The sequence below is a fragment of the Vibrio floridensis genome (genome assembly GCF_021852965.1).
GTDB classification, from domain to species: domain Bacteria; phylum Pseudomonadota; class Gammaproteobacteria; order Enterobacterales; family Vibrionaceae; genus Vibrio; species Vibrio floridensis.
This window is the reverse complement of record NZ_JAKGCY010000004.1, coordinates 57804-77791: the sequence shown is the minus strand read 5'-3', so window position 1 is coordinate 77791 and position 19988 is coordinate 57804. Positions and strand designations below refer to the sequence as shown.

Sequence of the window (19988 nt, the reverse complement as noted above, 5' to 3'; positions counted from 1 at the left end):
AAAGGATCTGAACTATGTGCTCTCTAAGAAAAAAATGGGTCAGCGACCCAGCATTTAAAATGTTCAAAAAAGTACTTCCTCCTTTGTCTGAAACAGAGAAGGAAGCAATGGAAGCGGGAAGTGTTTGGTGGGACGCGGAGCTGTTTTCTGGGAAGCCAGATTTCTCCAAACTGCATCATTATCCAAAACCGACCTTGTCGGCTGAAGAGCAAGCTTTCATTGATAACGAGCTAGAAACACTGCTTGCAATGCTCGATGATCATAAGATTGTGAAAGAAGATCGTGATCTACCGAAAGAGGTGTGGGAATACCTACGTAAAGAACGTTTTTTCTCACTGATCATTTCGAAGAAATATGGTGGCCGTCAGTTTTCTGCACTGGCGAACTCAACCATAGTAACCAAAATTGCGACACGCAGTATCAGTACCGCCGTGACGGTTATGGTACCGAACTCATTAGGCCCAGGTGAGCTCCTTTCTCACTATGGTACACAGGCACAAAAAGATTACTGGTTACCTCGTCTTGCCGATGGTACAGACATCCCTTGTTTTGCGTTGACGGGTCCAGAAGCTGGCTCGGATGCCGGTGGTATTCCCGATCAAGGCGTAGTCTGCTATGGCATGCATGAAGGCAAAGAAGTTCTTGGTATTCGTTTGAGTTGGAACAAGCGTTACATCACTCTTGCGCCTGTCGCAACCGTACTTGGTCTCGCATTTAAACTTCAAGACCCTGATCATCTGCTAGGTGATAAAACCGATGTTGGCATCACTTGTGCTTTGATTCCAGCTAATCATGAAGGTGTGGTGATTGGTGAACGTCATGATCCTCTAGGTCTGGCGTTCATGAACGGCCCAACTCGTGGCCACGATGTGTTCATCCCGATGGACTGGCTGATTGGTGGTGCGGATTATGCTGGTAAAGGCTGGCGCATGCTGGTGGAGTGTTTATCGGCTGGGCGTGGTATTTCACTGCCTGCGCTTGGTACGGCCATTGGTCATTTGACCACGCGCACAACGGGGGCATACGCCTATGTGCGCAAACAATTTGGCATGTCGATCGGTAAGTTTGAAGGTGTTGCAGAAGCGATGGGACGAATTGGCGGTTTGACCTACTTATTGGAAGCCACTCGTACTTTGACCACAACATCGCTCGATCTGAAGGAAAAACCTGGCATTGTAACCGCTATTGCTAAGTATCACATGACGGAGATGGCGAGAACGATTCTTGATGACTCGATGGATATTCACTCTGGTCGTGCGATTCAAGATGGTCCGATGAACTACCTAGCGACCCATTATCTTGGTATCCCCGTAGCGATTACGGTTGAAGGTGCCAATATTCTCACTCGTAACCTAATGATTTTTGGCCAAGGCGCAACGCGATGCCATCCTTACGTTTTGAAAGAAATGGAAGCAGCAGCGAACCCAGATGCCAAAGAAGGTGCGAAACAATTCGACGATTTGCTGTTTAAGCACATTAAACATGCCACGTTCAATACGCTCGGTGCCTTAGGTGCAGCGCTCACCGGCTCACGCTTTGTAAAAGCGCAAATGAGCGGCCCAACGCAACGTTACTATAAAGACATGACTCGTCTGAGTCGCGCCTTGGCGGTCAGTGCCGATTTTGCCATGTTAACGCTAGGCGGTGAACTGAAACGTAAAGAGATGATTTCTGCACGTTTGGGTGATGGCCTTAGCTATCTCTACATGGCCTCTGCGGCATTGAAAAAATATGAAGATGAAGGTCGTCAACAATCGGATCTCAACTTCGTCCATTACGCAGTGCAGCACTGCTTGCATCACGCAGCGAAGTCGTTGAACGAAGCCTATGCTAACTTCCCGGTGAAATATGTCGGTGGCGTGCTCAAAGGGCTACTATTCCCACTTGGCAATCACTTTGCTAAACCAAGTGATGAACTCTGTGTGGATATTGCGGAAGCGATGATGACCCCAGGCGTGCAGCGCGACCGACTGACCAATCTCTGCTATATCGGCAAAGAGAAAGAGGACAGTGTTGGTTTAATGGAACAAGCGTTTCTTGCGATGTATGACATCAAACCGCTGGAGCGTAAGCTGATGAAAGCGGCAAAAGATGGCAAAGTGGCTCGTAAAGGCTTGCTGGCTGAGCGTCTGCAACAAGCGCTAGACGCCGATGTGCTAACGCAAAGTGAAGTGGATAAAATCTTGGCCGCCGATAAACTGCGTTACCAAGCAATCCAAGTGGATCACTTCAGCTTTGACTTCTCAAAGACGCTTACCAATGCGCCTGAGAAAAAAAAGAAGTTAACTAGCGCGGCGTAGCACCATCGCAGTGAAGAGACGAACCAAGCACCTCAAATGAGGTGCTTTTTCGTATGGTTAGCAATAGAAATCGGTGCATAGAGCTCCAACCACTTGCATTTTCAGCGCATTTTTACAGAAATTAGATGCGAATAGGCGACGAACCTTTTATCCTTACACAGTTTTTTAAAGGAAGTTGAATATGATCATCAAACCTAAAATTCGTGGATTTATCTGTACTACAACGCACCCAGTGGGTTGTGAAGCTAATGTAAAAGAACAAATTGCTTACACCAAAGCACAAGGCCCTATCAAAAACGCACCAAAACGCGTACTTGTTGTGGGTGCATCCAGTGGCTACGGCTTATCTTCTCGTATTGCAGCTGCTTTCGGTGGTGGTGCCGCCACTATCGGTGTTTTCTTCGAAAAAGAAGGCTCAGAGAAGAAACCAGGCACCGCAGGTTTTTACAATGCCGCAGCATTTGAGAAACTGGCTCGTGAAGAAGGTTTGTACGCAAAAAGCTTAAACGGCGATGCGTTTTCTAACGAAGCAAAACAAAAAACAATCGACCTAATCAAAGAAGATTTGGGTCAAGTGGATATGGTTGTTTACTCTTTGGCTTCGCCTGTTCGTAAGTTACCAGAAACGGGCGAACTTATTCGTTCAGCGCTAAAACCTATTGGCCAAACTTACACCTCAACGGCGGTTGATACCAACAAAGACATCATTATTGAAGCCAGTGTGGAACCTGCAACTGAGCAGGAAATCCAAGACACGGTAACGGTTATGGGTGGTGAAGACTGGGAACTTTGGATCAATGCGCTAGCAGAAGCGGGTGTGCTGGCAGACGGTTGCAAAACCGTTGCTTACAGCTACATCGGTACTGAATTAACCTGGCCTATCTACTGGGATGGTGCGCTGGGTAAAGCGAAAATGGATCTCGATCGCGCAGCGTCTGCACTGAACGATAAACTCTCTGCCACTGGCGGTAGTGCAAATGTTGCAGTGCTTAAATCTGTTGTGACTCAAGCAAGTTCAGCGATTCCAGTGATGCCTCTGTATATCGCGATGGTCTTCAAAAAGATGCGTGAAGAAGGCGTTCACGAAGGTTGTATGGAACAGATCTACCGCATGTTTAGCCAGCGTCTGTATAAAGAAGATGGCAGTGCGGCAGAAGTGGACGAGAAAAACCGTCTTCGCCTCGACGATTGGGAATTGCGCGATGATATTCAAGAGCATTGCCGTAACCTATGGCCACAAATCACCACTGAGAATCTAAAAGAGCTGACTGACTACGTTGAGTACAAAGAAGAGTTCTTGAAGCTATTTGGTTTCGGCATTGATGGCGTAGATTACGAAGCAGACGTTAACCCAGACGTTGCAACGGATTTTATTGCTATCTAGTTTCTATACCGTAGCACAGCATCAAACTGGGTTGTGCTACCGTCAACGAAACAGACAAATAGAATGAAAAAGGCGCTTGTAAGCGCCTTTTTTGTATCCAAAGAGTGTGTTTGGTTAGCTGAGTATGATCAAAATGGTGCCTGCTAAGGTCATTAAGATATTGGCAATCGCGTAAGTGCCGGCATAACCTAATGCTGGAATCGTTGATTTGGCGTACTCGTTAACAATGTCCATTGCGGGTGCACATGTCCTCGCACCGATGATGGCGCCAAATAGCAGTGCTCGGTTCATTTTCAGCACATAAGCCCCAACCAAATAAGCAAAAAAGACCGGGACGACACTGACCAAAAACGCAATACCAATGATTTGTGGGCCAACTTGCGTCAGATGCTCTGCCATTTTTCCACCTGCACTTAAACCGATACCGACCATAAAGATCATCAGCCCTAGATCTTTGACCATGTTGAGTGCCCCTTGAGGCACGTAACCGAATGTTGGGTGATTCGCTCGCAAAAATCCTAAGGTAATACCTGAAAGCAGCAGGCCGACAGCGTTACCTAAGCTAAAAGAGACTTGACCAAATGTCATGGTCACCAAACCAAACATAATGCCTAAGATAAAGAAACTACAGAAGGCAAGTAGGTCTGCAATTTGACTGTGAATCGAGATAAAGCCGATTCGTTCTGCAAGACCATGCACACGGCTTTTTTCTCCACTGACCTGTAAAATATCACCTTTCGCAAGCACGATATCGAGATCCATCGGCATCTCAATTTGCGCACGGATGACTCGGTTTAGGAAACAGCCGTACTCAGAAAGATTGAGTTCTGACAGTCGTTTGCCGGCGATGGCATCACTTTTAACGACTATCTGCTCTTCAACGATGCGAAGGTCAAGAAGATTGCGGTCAAACACTTCTTTGCCGTTACGAAAGCTTGGATCGAGTCGCGCATGGCTGTCGGGAAAACCTACCAAAGCGATTTCATCACCTTCTTGCAAAATGGCATCCCCGTCTGGATGTGCCAAGATGCCATGGCGACGAATTCGTTCAATATAACAACCCGTCTGACGATAGATGCCCAGCTCACGCAGGTTTTTCCCGTCGGTCCAGTTGATTAGCTCTGGACCCACTCGGTAAGCTCGAATAATCGGTAGATAAACCTTACGTTGTCCAGAGCCTCCCAAGCCACGTTCTTGGGCAATTTGCTGCGCTGAATCAGAGAGGTTTTGCTTTTGTAAACGAGGTAGCAGTTTGGCAAACATAATCATACTGATTAAACCAACCAAATAAGCCATAGCATAGCCAACTGAAAGATTCTCGAGCACCAGAGAAAACTCCATGTTTCTCGGAATCGTTGCTAACCCTGAATTTAGTGCATCTTGAGCACCTACCAGCACGGGAGTGGCAGTGAGTGCGCCTGCCATCATTCCAGCAGATAGGCCGAAATCTAACCCCATAAAGTGGCTAGCGAAGTAGGAGATAGACACCGCTGTCACCAGTACAACCATGCTGAGTGTGAAGTAGTGTTTTCCATCGCGGAAAAAGATGCCAAAAAAATTGGGTCCAGCTTCAATACCAACACAGTAAATAAACAGCATAAAGCCTATGGTTAAGGCTTCCGCGTTAAATGAGAAACCGAGATGCCCCATGATCAATGAGGTGATCAATACGCCAATGGAGTTGCCGAGTTGCATGTTGGCTATACGCATTTTTCCAATGGCTAAGCCAATGGCCAATACCACAAAAATCAGTAGTATTGGATTTTGCTGAAGAAGAAGTACGACGTCTATGTTCACGTTGTCGCTCAAACAGTTTGGTTCAGGAACAGGGTTAGAGTCGGATTGTAACTAAATATCAATAAAAGATAAGTGAAATTTTTTAAGATCTCTAATTAGTTAGATTGTTTTGAACAAACCCAATAAAAAACCCGCTGATTCAGCGGGTTTTTTACGAAACTTGCTAGTCAAACAGACCAAGATGCTCTTTAGCGTATGCTTCGAAATCGTCACAACCACCTATGTGTTGTTGATCGATAAAGATTTGTGGCACTGTTTCTACAGGTTTACCTACGGTTTTCTCTAGGTCGGCTTTAGAAATGCCTTCTGCTTGAATATCAACGTAACGGTAATTGAAATCATCACGTTTAGCTTTAAGAGTTTCTGCGTGTTCTTTTGCACGAACACAGTAAGGGCATGCCGGACGACCAAAGATAACTACGAACATGTTCTTTCTCCTTTATTTTGATACCGCAACTATGCCCGATCCTTTGTCGGAAATAAAGAGACAAATGCCTGTTGTTTCAATAGGGAAAAGCTATCGAATAAGAGTTAGTCAGTTTGCTTATAGAAGCAGTGTGAAGCAGGTTATAAACCACCACAAAAAAAAAGGTCATTTGCGACAAGTTGCACTGGGTCAATTTTTTTACGTACAAAGCAAGGCAGAGTGAAATAATGCTTGAGACTAGCGACGAATTTCGATTCAAGAGAGGCAAGTTAGTATGTTCCAATTTATGACCGCGACAAGAATTATTTTTGGCGAAGGGGCCTTACACTCCTCGCTGTCAATATTAAGTCAGTTTGGGTACAGCGCATTGTTGGTGACCGGTAAGGATCTGGCCAGGGCAATGCCCATCGTGAGTTATTTCAAATCGCAGAACATTCGCTATCAACATGTCGCGATCAGTGGCGAGCCAAACATCACTATGGTTGAAGAAACGGCTGTATTAGGACGGAAGTTTAAGCCAGATATGGTCGTCGCCATTGGTGGAGGGAGTGTCATTGACATGGGGAAAGCGCTGGCAGCGATCATTCCAAATCAAGGTGACGTGTACGACTACGTCGAAGTGGTGGGCAGAAATGTGCCATTAAAAACACAACCCATACATTTTATTGCCATTCCGACGACGGCCAGCACGGGATCGGAAGTGACGCGAAATGCGGTATTAAAATCGGGCCAGGATAAAGTGAAAGTGAGTCTGCGCAGTCCAGATATGCTGGCTGATGTGGCGATTGTCGACCCGACACTCACCTATGGTACTGATGCCTATACATCCGGTCGTGGCGCGATGGATGCCTTTACCCATTTAATGGAAGCTTATGTATGCGGGGAGCCAAATCCGCTGACCGATATGATTTGCGAAGAGGGTTTGCGCCGATTGAGCAGCTCAATCTTGCCAGGATGTTTACAAGATGATTACAAGGCTCGCTCTGATCTGTCTTTTTCCGCCATGCTCGGTGGAATGGCGATTACTAATGCGAAGTTAGGTGCGGCTCATGGTTTGGCTTCGGCTTTGGGAGGGAAACTGGATGCTCCTCATAGTGTGATTACGGCTCAACTGGCGCCCCACGTCATGAATGAGAACATTATGGCCGCGCGCGAAGCAGGCAGGGCTGATGTATTGTCGCGCTATAAATCGTTATCAAGATTGGTCACTAATAACCCTAATGCGTCAGAGTTGGATGGGGTTGAATGGGTCAGAAATGTATTAGCGAAATTACAGCTTCCAGAGCTCGGGCAGTTTGGTGTTTGTGCTACGTCTTTTGATGTTGTCGCAGAAGATGCATTACGCTCCGTGGCGATCAAAGGCAATCCACTACCGTTAACCAAAGCGCGTTTGATCTATATTTTGGATCAGGTGTGTCAGTGCGGTTTGAATGTCGAACAACCTGAGCAAGGGGCAGCAACATCTGCTGAAATAATTTGTAACGAAGTACTGAATTCTCAGCAAAAAGAGGGCATGGGTACAAAGTGACAAGTGGTTTGGACATCTGCAGTGCTAGCGGCTTTACTGATTAAAATGAAAACGGAACCGTTAGGTTCCGTTTTCATTATTGAGCACTAGAAGTGAGAAAGTTTGTCATAACGACTATCTTTCAGCGCCTCTTTCACGCGTTTCAAATTTTCTCTAAAACCAGAACCGCGTCTTAAGGTAAAGCCAGTTGCGAGCACGTCGATGACCGTCATTTGCACAACGCGACTTGCCATTGGCATATAGACATCAGTATCTTCAGGAACGTCGAGGGAGATGGCTAATGAGGCCGCTTTTTCTAGAGGTGAGTCTTTGGCTGTAACTGCGATAACCGTTGCGCCATTTTCTCGTGCTAGGTTGGCAATTTCGACCAAACTCTTGGTACGGCCAGTATGCGAAATCAATACGAAGACATCATTGTCACTGCAATTGATGCAGCTCATACGTTGCATCACGACATCTTCAAAACAAGTAATTGGAATATTAAAACGAATGAACTTGTTTTGTGCGTCTTTTGCAACAGCAGACGATGCTCCTAGGCCAAAAAATGAGATACGTTTTGCTTGCGTCAGCAAATCAACAGCTCTGTTAACCTGCATTGGATCGAGGCTATTTTTAGCGACATCTAAGCACGCCATTGTCGATTCGAAAATCTTGTGGGTGTACGCATCTGGGCCGTCATCTTCTTCGACATTACGGTTTACATATGGCGTACCATTGGCCAGGCTCTGCGCTAAGTGGAGTTTAAAGTCAGGAAAGCCTTTCGTGTCCAATCGGCGACAAAAACGGTTAACCGTAGGCTCACTGACGTCAGCCATCTTAGCCAGTGTAGCAATGCTAGAGTGAATTGCAGTTTGTGGAGACGCCATGATTACTTCCGCAACCTTACGTTCAGATTTACTGAAATTCTCCAAATTTTTTTGAATTTTTTCTAATGTGTTCATAGTGTTCACGAGGGCATAGAGAACAACTCGCTGACTCTATCGCGATGACTGAAACTGCTCTTGGGCAAAGTGCAAATCACCAACGATAAACCGCTATCAGCGCCATAAAATGAGTATAAACCGATTAATCAGTGTGACTAAACCAAATAGCCATACTATTTGGTGAGAATTTGACAAGCCTCAAACAAAATTTTGTTTAAACTACAAAACTGAATGTTTGAACGTTTTACCGGGGTTTATCTGGCACGATATTGATGTTGAAATTACAGCAAAACGAAAGAAAATTTCATTTTGCTGTACTGACAAAGAAATCGTCATTTTGTCAAATTCGACAAAATTTCATCCGAAAACTGATGGATTTTAGCCAAAAGGTTTGGCGCTTCGTGGGTAATAATTTGCCTTTGCTCTTGCAAAACGCTTGAGAGTATATCAACGCTCGTAAGTGGGTTTGCCAACACAACGCGAAAAACAATCGTATTCATCCGAGACCACTGTGCTGGGTTTAAACGAGTACGCGACACAAATGAACGGCCTGTTTCGCGTTGGCGTTTTTGCGTGAACTTGGTTAGTTCATTGAGCATGTCATTCAGCTTTGCTTGCTGTTCAATATCTGCGCACAGCAGTGCTTTTTTAACGTTTTCTGGAATGTAGCGATAGGTGAGTAAGCAGAGTTCTGGTTCGGAGATCAGTTCGAAATCGTTTTGCTGCTTAATCAAATTAGCAAAATACTTCGCTTTTTCTATGCTTTGGTTAATCAAGAGCTCATAGCCCGGGCGGCTAATAATATGCATACTCGCGTAGACAAGCATCGCCATTCCAGAGCGTGAACCCTCCAGAGTGTGGCTGCCAAGGTCTTTTGAACCTTTGCGCAGAATATACTGTGCATGGTGCTCGATCGATTTCATCGCACTGGGATCTTTGAACAGCACCATCCCGGCTCCCATAGGTATATAAAGCTGCTTATGTGCGTCAATGGTGACAGAGTCAGCCAGTTCAACACCGTCCAACAGATAGCGATATTTATTCGACATCAAGGTCGCTCCGCCCCATGCGGCATCCACGTGGAAGTGACATTGATGTTTGTGACATACTTTTGCGATAGCGGCCAATGGGTCAACACTACCGGTTTCGGTGGTTCCCGCCACGCCAACTACAGCAAACACTTTAATTCTCTCAGCTTCAAGCTTCCGAATTTTCGCGTCTAATGCTTCTGGGCAAATACGATTATTCTCATCGGTTTTGATCGCAATTAGGCCTGCTTGACCAATGCCAAGAACATCGGCCGCTTTTTTAAGAGAGTAGTGTCCACGCTCTGAGACCAATACAGCTAATCCTTCATAGCCATAATGTTTCATGGCTTGGAAAAGCCCTTCCTTCTCGACGCCTTTAAAAGCACCATCAGCCCGTAGGGCATTATTACGCGCTACCCAAAGAGCGGTGATGTTAGCAATGGTTCCACCGGAGCAAAATGCACCGAGTGAATGCTCAGCACTGTGCATCCAACGAGAGTAGAAATGCTCGTCTTGCGAATAGATAAGGCGATGAAGCATACCCAGCACTTGGCGTTCTAACGGCGTAAAGGCTTTAGACGTTTCAATTTTTACCAAGTTTTGGTTTAGTGCGATCATAATTTTTGATAAAGGCATCAAAAAATAGGGGAGTGCGGAGGTCATATGACCAATAAAACTTGGCGACGAGGTATGCACAGAGTGTGAAACCAAAGTATTTAGCAAATGCTCGGTGTGATCAGAAACAAACGACGGTCTTTCCGGGATCTGAGCAGAAGAAAAGTCTTTCTCGATTTCACGCAAAGGCTTTTCTTCTGCAACGATGTGCTCACCGAGAAATTTATTTAAGTTTTGTGATAGCTTAGCTTCGATTTGAGTCAGGGTTGAGTCTGGACCTTCAGGAATAGTGAAGATCTTAAGTAGGCTTTCAAAGCTGACATCAGCGATTTTTTGTTCCATTGCCATATAACAAATCGATTTAATTATACTAGTAGTTCGAGCCAGACAATCTAAACCAAAACGGGAACAAAGTCCCGTTTTAATTAACAAATCATCGTTTACTGAAATGATAGGGAGAGCTTAGTGACACTTGGCTTCAGCCACTTTTGCAATGGCTTGGTTGTATTTCACCAGGGCAGTATCGATTTGTTGAGGATGGCTCAATAAATCGGCAAAAGCAGAACGGAGTTCATAGTTTTTTTCGTGGTTTGCTGCTTGGCGATCATTGAAAGTGCGCTTAGCTATTTCACCCAAATCATCACTGCGGCTAGCGAGCTGTTTAATGTCGTTTTGTTCGAGTTGTAGCCAACTTTCGACCGGCTTTTCGACCGAAACTCGGCTTGGGTCATGTTGCAAGTAATAGTGAACAGCAGCGCGATTCAGTTCGAAGTGGTGTTTGCGCCCTTCAAGGAACCAACTACTTACTTCGGTTAACTCAGGGTATTTAGCCGAAGTGAGATCGGCAAGGTCTGCGTACCAGTTCAATGATGCATCGATATAAGCATCGTACTTTTGGGCCAAGCATTGCTCATTGGCGGCCAAGGAGAATGTAGATGTCGAAGCTAGCATCAGCGCCACAACGAAGCGTTTCATAGAGATTCCTTTTTGAAAGCGGTTATTATTTTTTAACGCGTAGTTTATACGATGTTACACGCCTATCCTGAGATCTAGCTAGCAAGTGAAACAAAGAATAGCATCAGCACGGGCACGAGCAGACTCAGGATAAAACCACTTACAATCGCGATGGGCACACATCTTACCCCTCCCGTAGTTTGAATAACGGGTAGGGTGAAATCCATTGCCGTGGCGCCGGCGTAGCCGATTGCCGTGCAAGGGCGGGTTCGAATCAAAAGTGGAATAACAACCAAAGCGAGCAGTTCCCGCAGTAGCTCGATCATGAAAGAAGCTCCACCAAATATTGGGCCGAATGCGTCGCCCATCAAAATTCCAGCCAATGAATACCAGCCAAATCCTGACGCCATTGCTAGTGCTTGATAGACAGGAATATCCAGTATTTCCCCTGCAATCAAACCACCAATTAGCGACGTAACGATGATAACCAGCGCAATCACCATCCCTTGCTTATTAAGTAGGATTTGCTTTAGCGTTAAGCCACTATTGCGCAGTTGAATCCCGATGAAGAACAACAATACGAATAGGATCCATTCACTAGCCGTGTCTACCCACTCCAAGCCAATCGGTAGGATCAAACCAGCAAGCAATCCACCACCTACGACGAAAATCAGTTTCAGTGATTCCAGCGCCATCGCGGATAGTGGTGGTTTTTTCTGTGAAGTGTCCGTTACAACAGGAAGAAGACGATCAATCAAGGGTAAGACCGCTAAATTACATAGACCCAAGCAAAGAAAAAATGTGCCAGTATAGGTCAAAATAACCTGCAAATTTGCGCTTAGGTTATCTAAAGCAGCTAAGCTCAAGCCCATCAGTGACAAAATCACGTAGATAAGATGAGAGGTGGTTTTATTAATCCGAGCGAGTGTTGAAGTGCTAGCGATTGGAATTAAGTACCCTACTACAAGAGGGGCGAAGATAAATAGCATCCCTGAAAGCATGAAAGCTCCTGATAATAAGTCGTCGAAGATAAAGCGTAATTATCTTCGGACGTAGAGTCCGTCCATAGGGACAATCACTATATTTTGGCGGTTTTCGCATTGATATAGAGTTAAATGTATTGATTCATGCCGGTTCTGTATCATTGGATTAACGCATACTAAAAACCACTGGAATTCAATACGTGTTGCGTCATCTCTTGGAATCTTTCTTCGGATAGATTGCTTAATTCAAACAACACTTCCGCACCATCTAGATTGAACTCAACTTCATGTTCATCTATGCGTTCATCTTGGTTTCTGTACATTAAGAGGTGATTGGCGATGCGAGCGATATCGAGATAGCTTACTTCTGGCCGGTGGCTGTTTAACACTTGATTCGATGACACTTCTATAAAATCGTCGTCAAACTCCCATGTTTTCAAAACCAGTCTACTCGTTGCGGAACAACGGGTTTGGAATATTTGTAACGCAATTTGATGATCGAGATAATTACCTTTATCGAGGTAAAAATGATATTCGTTCACTAAACAAAAAAGGCCGATATCAGCAAGCAAACCAACGAGTAACGCTTTTTCTGCTTCTAAATAGTGATACCTATCAGGAGCTCTTTGCTTGAAGGCATTAACGACCATCACCATGACTGCGCCTAACTGCCGCGAGACTGCAGCACTGTTCATTAGTACGGCGTTACACTCTTTACTCAGATTAACGGAATGTTTCAGCTGCTCAATTGCTTGAGCGGTAACAATGTCTCTTACTCGTAGAATACCCAAGCGTGACACAGCGGTTGTTAAATCTGTGCAGGTAATGTTTCTGCGGTTAAAAATGACGGAATTTGCAACGCGAATAACAATAGCCGCTAGACTTGGGTCTTCTAGAAGACAGTCCGCTATATCGTTTATGCCAGTGGTTTCCTGAGTGCAGAGTTGCTGAATTTTCAAGACCGCTTCAGGTATGGGTGGCAAGGTTACCTTACCAGTAGAAAGTGAATGTTCAACAAGTTGAGCGAACTCACTCTCCAAGGCTTGTATTAACAAGTCTTTATTATTGGGTAGCCAAAAAAACGATAGATGTTCCATAACTTAGATAGTTAATTTGTTTTGGTACAGTGTACTAGTTACGGGTGAGTAAGTGCAACAGAATGCTACAGGTGTCGAGACTTGTTTGGCGAATATTTGTACGACTCGTTCGTGGCGATATGATTATTCATCAGTTGGGTTTTGTTTATTTATGTGAAATAGCTCACGATGGTTGAGTGCTCAAAACTTTCTTTGTGACGCGAATCTCGAACTATTTTTTTTTGTTCAGTATGATTCTGGTTGCTAATTTCAATAATCAATAAACAAATAATTACTTTTCTATATATTTTCTTCGCTTATTACAAAATGCTGCTATCTGGTGACAAAACTAATCGGGGTAATCTTTGATTTAGGAGTCAATGGATATGACAGAACAAGCTTTTTTTGACTACATCAATAAGTTTGGTGAATTCCAGAAACGATCTATGTTTGGTGGTGTTGGCCTTTTTGCTGACGATGCTATGTTTGCATTGGTGAGCGAGGGTGCTTACTACTTGCGTGGTGGTGACAATTTAGATGAGGAGTTTACTCAGTTAGGTTGTGAGAAATATCGTCATGTTAAGAGACAAACTACTGCAACAGTTAATTATTATGAAATCTCGAATTTATTCGGCAAGCACAGTGTTGAGCTTGATCGTTTGGTAAAACAATCTATCGAATGTTCCGTAAAGCAGCGTAATTTTCAGAAATCTTCTGCCAGTCGTCGGCTGAGGGACTTGCCTAATATGCAGTTAACGCTGGAGCGCATGGTTAAGAAGGCGGGCATAGAGGATGTTGAAACCTTTATGGAGCTGGGAGCAATTGAAGTCTTCAATCGAGTTAAGCAAGCCTATGGTAATGATGTGGACGTTAAGTTGCTGTGGAAATTTGCCGGTGCGGTAGAGGGTATCCATTGGAAACTATTGCAAGAGCCTCGTCGTAAGCAGTTGTTGGCGGCTTGTTGTTAGTTGCTGTGTCCCTTCTTACCTTTTTCTTTTGCAGAGCAATAGCGCCCTCACGCCATGTGAGGGCAAATGAAAGTGACATGCGTTGAGCAAAAGGCAAATCCATCCGTGTGCACGTCAAGCAGTGGTTTATTCAGGTCGTTTGATTATGCAGTGAGTGATGCTAGGTGGTTGCTTGCATACGCCAAACCTTTCTCCGCAGACTCTGCACCCATGTTCAGTGCTTCTGCATAGACAAACTCAACTTCGGTAATGCCGACAAAGCCCAGCACGGTTTTTAGGTATGGTGTGATAATGTCATTTGCGCTGTCTTTGTGCACCCCACCGCGAGTGGTTACAATCACCGCTTTCTTGCCGTCAATTAGGCCTTTCGGGCCTTGCTCGGTGTAGGTAAAAGTAACGCCGGCACGTGCAATCAAGTCAATCCAGTTTTTTAGTTGTGTCGGAACAGTGAAGTTGTACATCGGTGCTGCAATGACAAGAATGTCAGCGGCGTTCACTTCGCGAATCAGAGTATCTGATAGATCAACGATGGCTTGTTGCTCTGCAGTCAGAGCCTCTGTGGCACGCAGTGCTGTGGCTACCTGAAAATCTAGCATTGGCAGCGGCTGCTGAGCGAGGTCGCGGACGACAACATTCTGTTGGTCGAATTTATTGATGAACTCGTCAACCAGTTTGTTGGATTGAGAGTAATCACCAAGGATGCTTGATTTTAGTACCAGTAAACGAGACATAATGAGTTCCTTCAATGAGTGTTCAAACTATGGAGCCATTCTACCCATCACGCTCAGGTGATGAAGTGTTGAAATTTGCTCATCTCATTCAAAAAAATTGAATAAACCAAGTTAGGGTCAATTGCTTAACGCTATGCTACAATCCGCGCAGTTTTATCCCATGAAATGAATAGGAAATGCTTTGACTTCGTCACAGCCAAATACAGAATCCCATGCTTCTGAGCAAAAGGCTCAAGCAAACAGCGCCGCGTCATTACGCAAGGCGCTCAGTCAGTGTTTGATCAAAGATCGCTTTCGTCTGAGTAAGCGCATTGCAGGTGCCAGTAAAATTAATAAAGAATCGGCACGCAACGCGGTGTTTGATGAGATCGCACTGGACATCGCCAAATCCATGATGGAAGTGGAACAGCGGAGCCGCTATCAACCGAAAATTGAGTACCCAGAAATCCTGCCTGTTAGTCAGAAGAAAGATGACATTGCAGACGCCATTGCTCATCACCAAGTGGTGATTGTGGCGGGTGAAACGGGCTCAGGTAAAACCACTCAGCTACCAAAAATCTGCGCCGAATTAGGCCGTGGTAAGTTTGGTTTGATTGGCCATACTCAGCCACGCCGCTTAGCGGCACGCTCGGTGGCCAATCGCATTGCCGAAGAGATGGGAACGCAACTGGGGGATTTCGTCGGCTACAAAGTTCGATTTAACGATCAAATCTCTGAAAATACCCAAATTAAATTGATGACAGACGGTATCTTGCTGGCCGAGATCCAACACGACCGTTTCCTCAATCAATATGACACCATCATCATCGATGAAGCGCACGAGCGCAGCCTGAATATCGATTTTATCTTGGGTTATTTGAAAGAGTTGCTGCCACGTCGTCCTGATCTGAAAGTCATCATCACGTCGGCAACCATTGACCCAGAGCGATTCTCCAACCACTTTGGCGGCGCGCCGATCATTGAAGTGTCGGGACGGACTTATCCTGTGGAAACGCGCTACCGTCCGTTAGGTGGCGAAACCGAAGACGATCGTGATCAACTTGAAGGCATCTTTGACGCGGTTGACGAGCTGTGCGACGAAGGCTTGGGCGACATTCTTATCTTCATGAATGGTGAGCGTGAAATTCGCGATACCGCAGATGCGCTGGCCAAACGTAAGCTCAAAGATACTGAGATTGTGCCGCTTTACGCGCGTCTTTCTGCGGGCGAGCAAAATAAAATCTTCCAGCCGCATACTGGCCGCCGCATTGTCTTAGCGACCAACGTTGCTGAAACCTCGTTAACCGTGCCGGGCATCAAGTACGTGATTGACCCTGGTACCGCGCGTATTAGCCGTTACAGCTATCGCACCAAAGTACAGCGACTGCCCATTGAGCCGGTTTCTCAAGCCAGTGCCAACCAGCGAAAAGGTCGTTGTGGTCGTGTGCAAGAAGGTATCTGTATTCGTCTCTACTCTGAGGACGATTTCAATTCGCGTCCGGAGTTTACCGATCCTGAAATTCTGCGCACCAACTTAGCGTCGGTTATCTTGCAGATGACCGCGTTGGGCCTTGGCGACATTGAAGCGTTCCCATTTGTTGAAGCGCCAGATAAACGCAATATTCTTGATGGTGTACGCTTGCTTGAAGAGTTGGGCGCCATCAACAGCAACGCCAAAGATCCGAAAAAACGCCTCACCGCGGTGGGTAAACAGTTGGCTCGTTTGCCGATTGACCCTCGCTTAGCGCGCATGGTGTTGGAAGCGCCAAGATTTGGTTGTTTGAAAGAAGTCATGATCATTGCAGCGGCCTTGTCGATTCAAGACCCGCGTGAGCGACCTTCAGACAAACAGCAATCGGCAGATGATAAGCATCGTCGCTTCTACCATGAAGATTCTGATTTCCTCACCTTTGTGAATGTGTGGAATCACATTCAGAAGCAACAAAAAGCGTTGTCGGGCAACCAGTTCCGTCGTCAGTGCAAAGACGATTACCTCAACTACTTGCGTGTGCGTGAGTGGCAAGATGTTTACTTCCAAATCCATCAATCGATGCGTGAGATGGAGTTCAAGCTCAATAGTGAACCCGGTTCTTACGATGCGGTGCACAGCGCGATTTTGACTGGCCTGTTATCGCATATTGGGATGAAAGATCAGGAGAAAAATGAGTATCACGGTGCACGCAATGCCCGTTTCCATATTTTCCCTGGCTCGGGTCTGTTTAAGAAACAGCCAAAGTGGGTGATGTCGGCAGAGCTGGTCGAAACCTCGAAACTGTGGGGCCGAATTATTGCCAAGATTCAACCAGAATGGATTGAACCACTGGCGAAGCATTTGATTAAGCGTAGCCACAGCGAGCCCCATTGGTCGAAGAAACAAGCGGCTGTGATGGCGTACGAAAAAGTGATGCTCTATGGCATTCCGATTGTGCCTAAGCGCTTGGTGAATTATGGCAATATCGATGCGTCAGTGAGCCGTGAGATCTTCATTCGCAGTGCGCTGGTGGAAGGGGATTGGGAAACCAAACACGCTTTCTTCAAACAAAACCGTAAATTACTGCTCGAAGTGGAAGAGCTGGAGCACAAATCTCGTCGTCGCGATATTTTGGTCGACGACGAAGAGCTGTTCCAATTTTACGATCAACGCGTCGGTACGGAAGTGGTCTCTGGACGCCATTTCGACACCTGGTGGAAGCAAGCATCGAAGAAAGAGCCTGAGCTGCTGAACTTTGAAAAAGAGATGCTGTTCAAAGGCGATGCAAGCCACGTGACGGATTTGGATTACCCGAATTTCTGGCATCAGAATGGCTTGAAACTCAAGTTGAGCTACCAGTTTGAGCCGGGTGACGACAGCGACGGCGTCACGGTGCACATTCCATTGCCGATTTTGAACCAAATCGATCCGGCGGGCTTCGATTGGCAAATCCCGGGCTTGCGTCATGAATTGGTGGTGAGCTTGATTAAGTCGCTACCGAAGACGCTGCGCAAAAACTTTGTGCCTGCACCAAATTATGCCGATGCATTCCTATCTCGCGTTACTGCAATGGAAATGCCGTTGCTCGATGCTTTAGAGAAAGAGCTACGCCGTATGACCGGGGCGACGGTGCTGCGTGAAGATTGGAAACTGGATCAAGTTCCTGACCATCTGAAAGTCACTTTCCGTGCGGTTGATGAAAGAAATCGTAAACTGAAAGAACACAAAGATCTTCATGAGTTAAAAGAAAGCTTAAAAGAGAAGGTGCAAGAAACCTTATCGAAAGTAGCGGATGACGACATCGAGCAACAAGGCTTACACACATGGAGCTTTGGTGAGTTGCCACAGGTATATCAGCAGAAACGTGGCGGTTATCAGGTTAAGGCGTTCCCTGCGCTGGTTGACAACAAAGACAGCGTAGAAATCAAGCTCTACGAAACCGAGCAAGAGCAAATCAGTGCGATGCAAGCCGGTCAACGCCGTTTGATCTTGTTGAATGTGCCATCGCCGATTAAGTATCTGCATGCGAACTTGCCGAACAAATCGAAGCTGGGCCTATACTTTAACCCCTATGGCAAAGTGCTTGATTTGATCGACGACTGCATTGCTTGTGGCGTTGACAAGCTGATTGAAGAGCAGGGTGGCTTAGTTTGGGAGCCAGAAAAATTTGAAGCGTTGAAGGAACACGTGCGCGCAGAATTGGGCGACACGGTGGTGGATATCGCCAAGCAAGTGGAAACGATTTTGACCACGGCCTTCAACATCAACAAAAAGCTCAAAGGCAAGATTGATTTCACCATGGCATTTGCCCTGTCGGACATCAAAGCGCAAATCGAAGGTCTGATCTTCAAAGGCTTTGCCACGGAATGTGGTTGGAAACGACTGCCAGACATCTTGCGTTACATGAAAGCGATTGAACGTCGAATGGAAAAACTGCCTATCGACCCGAACAAAGATCGCTTACATATGTTGAAGATTGAGTCGGTAGTCAAAGACTACAAAGAACTATTGAACAAGATTCCGAAAGGATTAGCGGTACCGGAAAATGTGAAAGAGATTCGCTGGATGATCGAGGAGCTGCGAGTCAGTTTCTTTGCTCAGCAGCTCGGAACACCTTATCCGGTCTCCGATAAACGGGTAAAAAACGCTATAGAAGCTTGCTAATTCGTTGTTTGCGGTAGGCATATAAATTGCAGACGCTATAATAACGGATATTGATATGTCGGTCAGGTGGCAAAACCATGCCACCTGAATGACTGACTAGTAAACAAGAGAAGGTTAACAATGAAAAAGACTCTTTTAGCACTAGCGCTTATCGGCGCGTCATCAACTGCGATGGCAGATTCATGGATTTACGGCGGTGCGAGTGTAGGTCAGTCTGACTACAAAGGCGAAAGCGACACGTCTTACTCACTGCATGTAGGTACAGGTATTCTACCTATCATCGGTATTGAAGGTGGTATCACTCAACACGGTACATTTGAGATTAACAATCGTGATACAAAACTAAGCTCTTTTTATGCAGCGCTAAAACCAAGCATCGATTTTGGTCCACTGCACATTTGGGCAAAAGGTGGTTTGCACTCATGGGACAAAGAAGTAACGGGTCTTTCTTCTGCAAACGATGACGGTGTTGATGTGATGTTTGGTGTGGGCGCTGAATACTTTATCTTTGGTCCACTTTCTGTCGGCGCAAGCTACATGAACTACACCATGGACAAAGACGATGTGGGTACTTTCTCACTGAACGCGACACTACACTTCCTATAAGCTGACGCGAAATTGTTCCTATAAACCGCTACCTTGTTAGCGGTTTATTTTTATCCCCACTTTCTCAAAACGTGCTTCCACCAAGGGTTGTTCATCCTGATACCACTCCTTTGGCATGGCGTTTTCTAACCCCGCTTTTTTCAGAATCGCGTGTTCATCTTTGGTGATCACAGTGTAGTGCAGCCATTGCTCAAACAGCGACTTCAGCGATAGCAAAGAGATCTGCTCATGGTCTTTCCAGTGGGCTTTCAGCAAACCGACGATGCTCTGCTCAGGCACGAGTGGCTCAATAACACATTGCTTAGTGGTGACAACTGAAACCGAACGAGGCAACTTTTCTCTTGCTAAGTGCCAATCTGGCTTGCCTTGACGCGTGAGCAACTGGTGCTGATAGCAATAATAAGGGAAAAGGAAGCGTTCGATGGCGTGCCAACGTTCCGCTTTCACTTCTAACAAGATGTGCTGCAGTTCTATATCGGTGTCGTACATAAGTGCGATGTGGCTTAATAGTAAACTCGGATTGGATGGGCTTATTGTAACGCAGATTTGAGCAT

The 19988-nt window shown here is 45.8% G+C and carries 15 protein-coding genes; 6 read left to right on the top strand and 9 right to left on the bottom strand.

Annotated features, from left to right (window positions below; translation table 11 throughout):
- Window positions 1-14: 14 nt before the first annotated feature.
- Window positions 15-2300: an acyl-CoA dehydrogenase gene (locus LZU85_RS08605; protein ID WP_176297347.1), complete on the top strand. Its 2286-nt coding sequence runs from the start codon at window positions 15-17 to the stop codon at window positions 2298-2300.
- Between the two features lie 181 nt (window positions 2301-2481).
- Window positions 2482-3684, top strand: coding sequence for an enoyl-ACP reductase FabV (gene fabV / locus LZU85_RS08600; protein ID WP_011080658.1), 1203 nt, complete (start codon window positions 2482-2484; stop codon window positions 3682-3684).
- Between the two features lie 114 nt (window positions 3685-3798).
- Here fabV and LZU85_RS08595 read toward each other — a convergent pair whose 3' ends face one another.
- Complete coding sequence (locus LZU85_RS08595; RefSeq protein ID WP_176297348.1) at window positions 3799-5481, bottom strand: aspartate:alanine antiporter; 1683 nt, start codon at window positions 5479-5481, stop codon at window positions 3799-3801.
- A gap of 163 nt (window positions 5482-5644) precedes the next feature.
- The gene (locus tag LZU85_RS08590) at window positions 5645-5908 is read right to left on the bottom strand and encodes a GrxA family glutaredoxin (protein WP_011080656.1); all 264 of its coding nucleotides are present in this window, start codon (window positions 5906-5908) and stop codon (window positions 5645-5647) included.
- Between the two features lie 274 nt (window positions 5909-6182).
- Between LZU85_RS08590 and LZU85_RS08585 the strand changes: the two genes are divergently transcribed.
- Window positions 6183-7436: an iron-containing alcohol dehydrogenase gene (locus LZU85_RS08585; RefSeq protein ID WP_336886288.1), complete on the top strand. Its 1254-nt coding sequence runs from the start codon at window positions 6183-6185 to the stop codon at window positions 7434-7436.
- An 86-nt stretch (window positions 7437-7522) separates the two neighbouring features.
- Here the strand turns inward: LZU85_RS08585 and LZU85_RS08580 are convergent, their stop codons facing one another.
- The 5 genes from LZU85_RS08580 to LZU85_RS08560 all read right to left on the bottom strand — a co-directional run bounded on the left by LZU85_RS08580 (window position 7523) and on the right by LZU85_RS08560 (window position 13036).
- Window positions 7523-8377 carry a MurR/RpiR family transcriptional regulator gene (locus LZU85_RS08580; RefSeq protein ID WP_176297349.1) on the bottom strand — a complete coding sequence of 285 codons (855 nt, stop codon included), beginning with the start codon at window positions 8375-8377 and terminating at the stop codon, window positions 7523-7525.
- Window positions 8378-8691: 314 nt separating this feature from the next.
- Window positions 8692-10350, bottom strand: coding sequence for a pyridoxal-dependent aspartate 1-decarboxylase PanP (gene panP, locus LZU85_RS08575; RefSeq protein ID WP_176297350.1), 1659 nt, complete (start codon window positions 10348-10350; stop codon window positions 8692-8694).
- A gap of 114 nt (window positions 10351-10464) precedes the next feature.
- Window positions 10465-10977 carry a hypothetical protein gene (locus LZU85_RS08570; RefSeq protein ID WP_176297351.1) on the bottom strand — a complete coding sequence of 171 codons (513 nt, stop codon included), beginning with the start codon at window positions 10975-10977 and terminating at the stop codon, window positions 10465-10467.
- Window positions 10978-11051: 74 nt separating this feature from the next.
- Complete coding sequence (locus tag LZU85_RS08565; protein WP_176297352.1) at window positions 11052-11957, bottom strand: LysO family transporter; 906 nt, start codon at window positions 11955-11957, stop codon at window positions 11052-11054.
- A 158-nt stretch (window positions 11958-12115) separates the two neighbouring features.
- Window positions 12116-13036: an HDOD domain-containing protein gene (locus LZU85_RS08560; protein ID WP_176297353.1), complete on the bottom strand. Its 921-nt coding sequence runs from the start codon at window positions 13034-13036 to the stop codon at window positions 12116-12118.
- A 359-nt stretch (window positions 13037-13395) separates the two neighbouring features.
- Between LZU85_RS08560 and LZU85_RS08555 the strand changes: the two genes are divergently transcribed.
- Window positions 13396-13983 carry a TfoX/Sxy family DNA transformation protein gene (locus LZU85_RS08555; RefSeq protein ID WP_176297354.1) on the top strand — a complete coding sequence of 196 codons (588 nt, stop codon included), beginning with the start codon at window positions 13396-13398 and terminating at the stop codon, window positions 13981-13983.
- A gap of 143 nt (window positions 13984-14126) precedes the next feature.
- On the opposite strand, the gene LZU85_RS08550 is transcribed toward LZU85_RS08555, so the two are convergent.
- On the bottom strand, window positions 14127-14714 hold the full coding sequence (locus LZU85_RS08550) for an FMN-dependent NADH-azoreductase (protein WP_176297355.1): 588 nt from the start codon (window positions 14712-14714) through the stop codon (window positions 14127-14129).
- A gap of 181 nt (window positions 14715-14895) precedes the next feature.
- Between LZU85_RS08550 and hrpA the strand changes: the two genes are divergently transcribed.
- Window positions 14896-18828 carry an ATP-dependent RNA helicase HrpA gene (gene hrpA / locus LZU85_RS08545; RefSeq protein WP_237286890.1) on the top strand — a complete coding sequence of 1311 codons (3933 nt, stop codon included), beginning with the start codon at window positions 14896-14898 and terminating at the stop codon, window positions 18826-18828.
- Window positions 18829-18948: 120 nt separating this feature from the next.
- Complete coding sequence (locus tag LZU85_RS08540; protein ID WP_131069763.1) at window positions 18949-19434, top strand: outer membrane beta-barrel protein; 486 nt, start codon at window positions 18949-18951, stop codon at window positions 19432-19434.
- A 36-nt stretch (window positions 19435-19470) separates the two neighbouring features.
- On the opposite strand, the gene LZU85_RS08535 is transcribed toward LZU85_RS08540, so the two are convergent.
- A complete protein-coding gene (locus LZU85_RS08535) occupies window positions 19471-19923 on the bottom strand; it encodes a hypothetical protein (protein WP_131069764.1) in 453 nt (150 codons plus the stop codon).
- Window positions 19924-19988: the final 65 nt, after the last annotated feature.

What these genes read in the sequence shown, in the direction of transcription:
- LZU85_RS08560 (WP_176297353.1), bottom strand. Translation starts at nt 13,036, where the DNA reads ATGGAACATCTATCGTTTTTTTGGCTACCCAATAATAAAGACTTGTTA.
- LZU85_RS08590 (WP_011080656.1), bottom strand. Translation starts at nt 5,908, where the DNA reads ATGTTCGTAGTTATCTTTGGTCGTCCGGCATGCCCTTACTGTGTTCGT.
- LZU85_RS08585 (WP_336886288.1), top strand. Translation starts at nt 6,183, where the DNA reads ATGTTCCAATTTATGACCGCGACAAGAATTATTTTTGGCGAAGGGGCC.
- LZU85_RS08555 (WP_176297354.1), top strand. Translation starts at nt 13,396, where the DNA reads ATGGATATGACAGAACAAGCTTTTTTTGACTACATCAATAAGTTTGGT.
- LZU85_RS08540 (WP_131069763.1), top strand. Translation starts at nt 18,949, where the DNA reads ATGAAAAAGACTCTTTTAGCACTAGCGCTTATCGGCGCGTCATCAACT.
- fabV (WP_011080658.1), top strand. Translation starts at nt 2,482, where the DNA reads ATGATCATCAAACCTAAAATTCGTGGATTTATCTGTACTACAACGCAC.
- LZU85_RS08605 (WP_176297347.1), top strand. Translation starts at nt 15, where the DNA reads ATGTGCTCTCTAAGAAAAAAATGGGTCAGCGACCCAGCATTTAAAATG.
- panP (WP_176297350.1), bottom strand. Translation starts at nt 10,350, where the DNA reads ATGGCAATGGAACAAAAAATCGCTGATGTCAGCTTTGAAAGCCTACTT.
- LZU85_RS08550 (WP_176297355.1), bottom strand. Translation starts at nt 14,714, where the DNA reads ATGTCTCGTTTACTGGTACTAAAATCAAGCATCCTTGGTGATTACTCT.
- LZU85_RS08580 (WP_176297349.1), bottom strand. Translation starts at nt 8,377, where the DNA reads ATGAACACATTAGAAAAAATTCAAAAAAATTTGGAGAATTTCAGTAAA.
- LZU85_RS08535 (WP_131069764.1), bottom strand. Translation starts at nt 19,923, where the DNA reads ATGTACGACACCGATATAGAACTGCAGCACATCTTGTTAGAAGTGAAA.
- LZU85_RS08570 (WP_176297351.1), bottom strand. Translation starts at nt 10,977, where the DNA reads ATGAAACGCTTCGTTGTGGCGCTGATGCTAGCTTCGACATCTACATTC.
- LZU85_RS08565 (WP_176297352.1), bottom strand. Translation starts at nt 11,957, where the DNA reads ATGCTTTCAGGGATGCTATTTATCTTCGCCCCTCTTGTAGTAGGGTAC.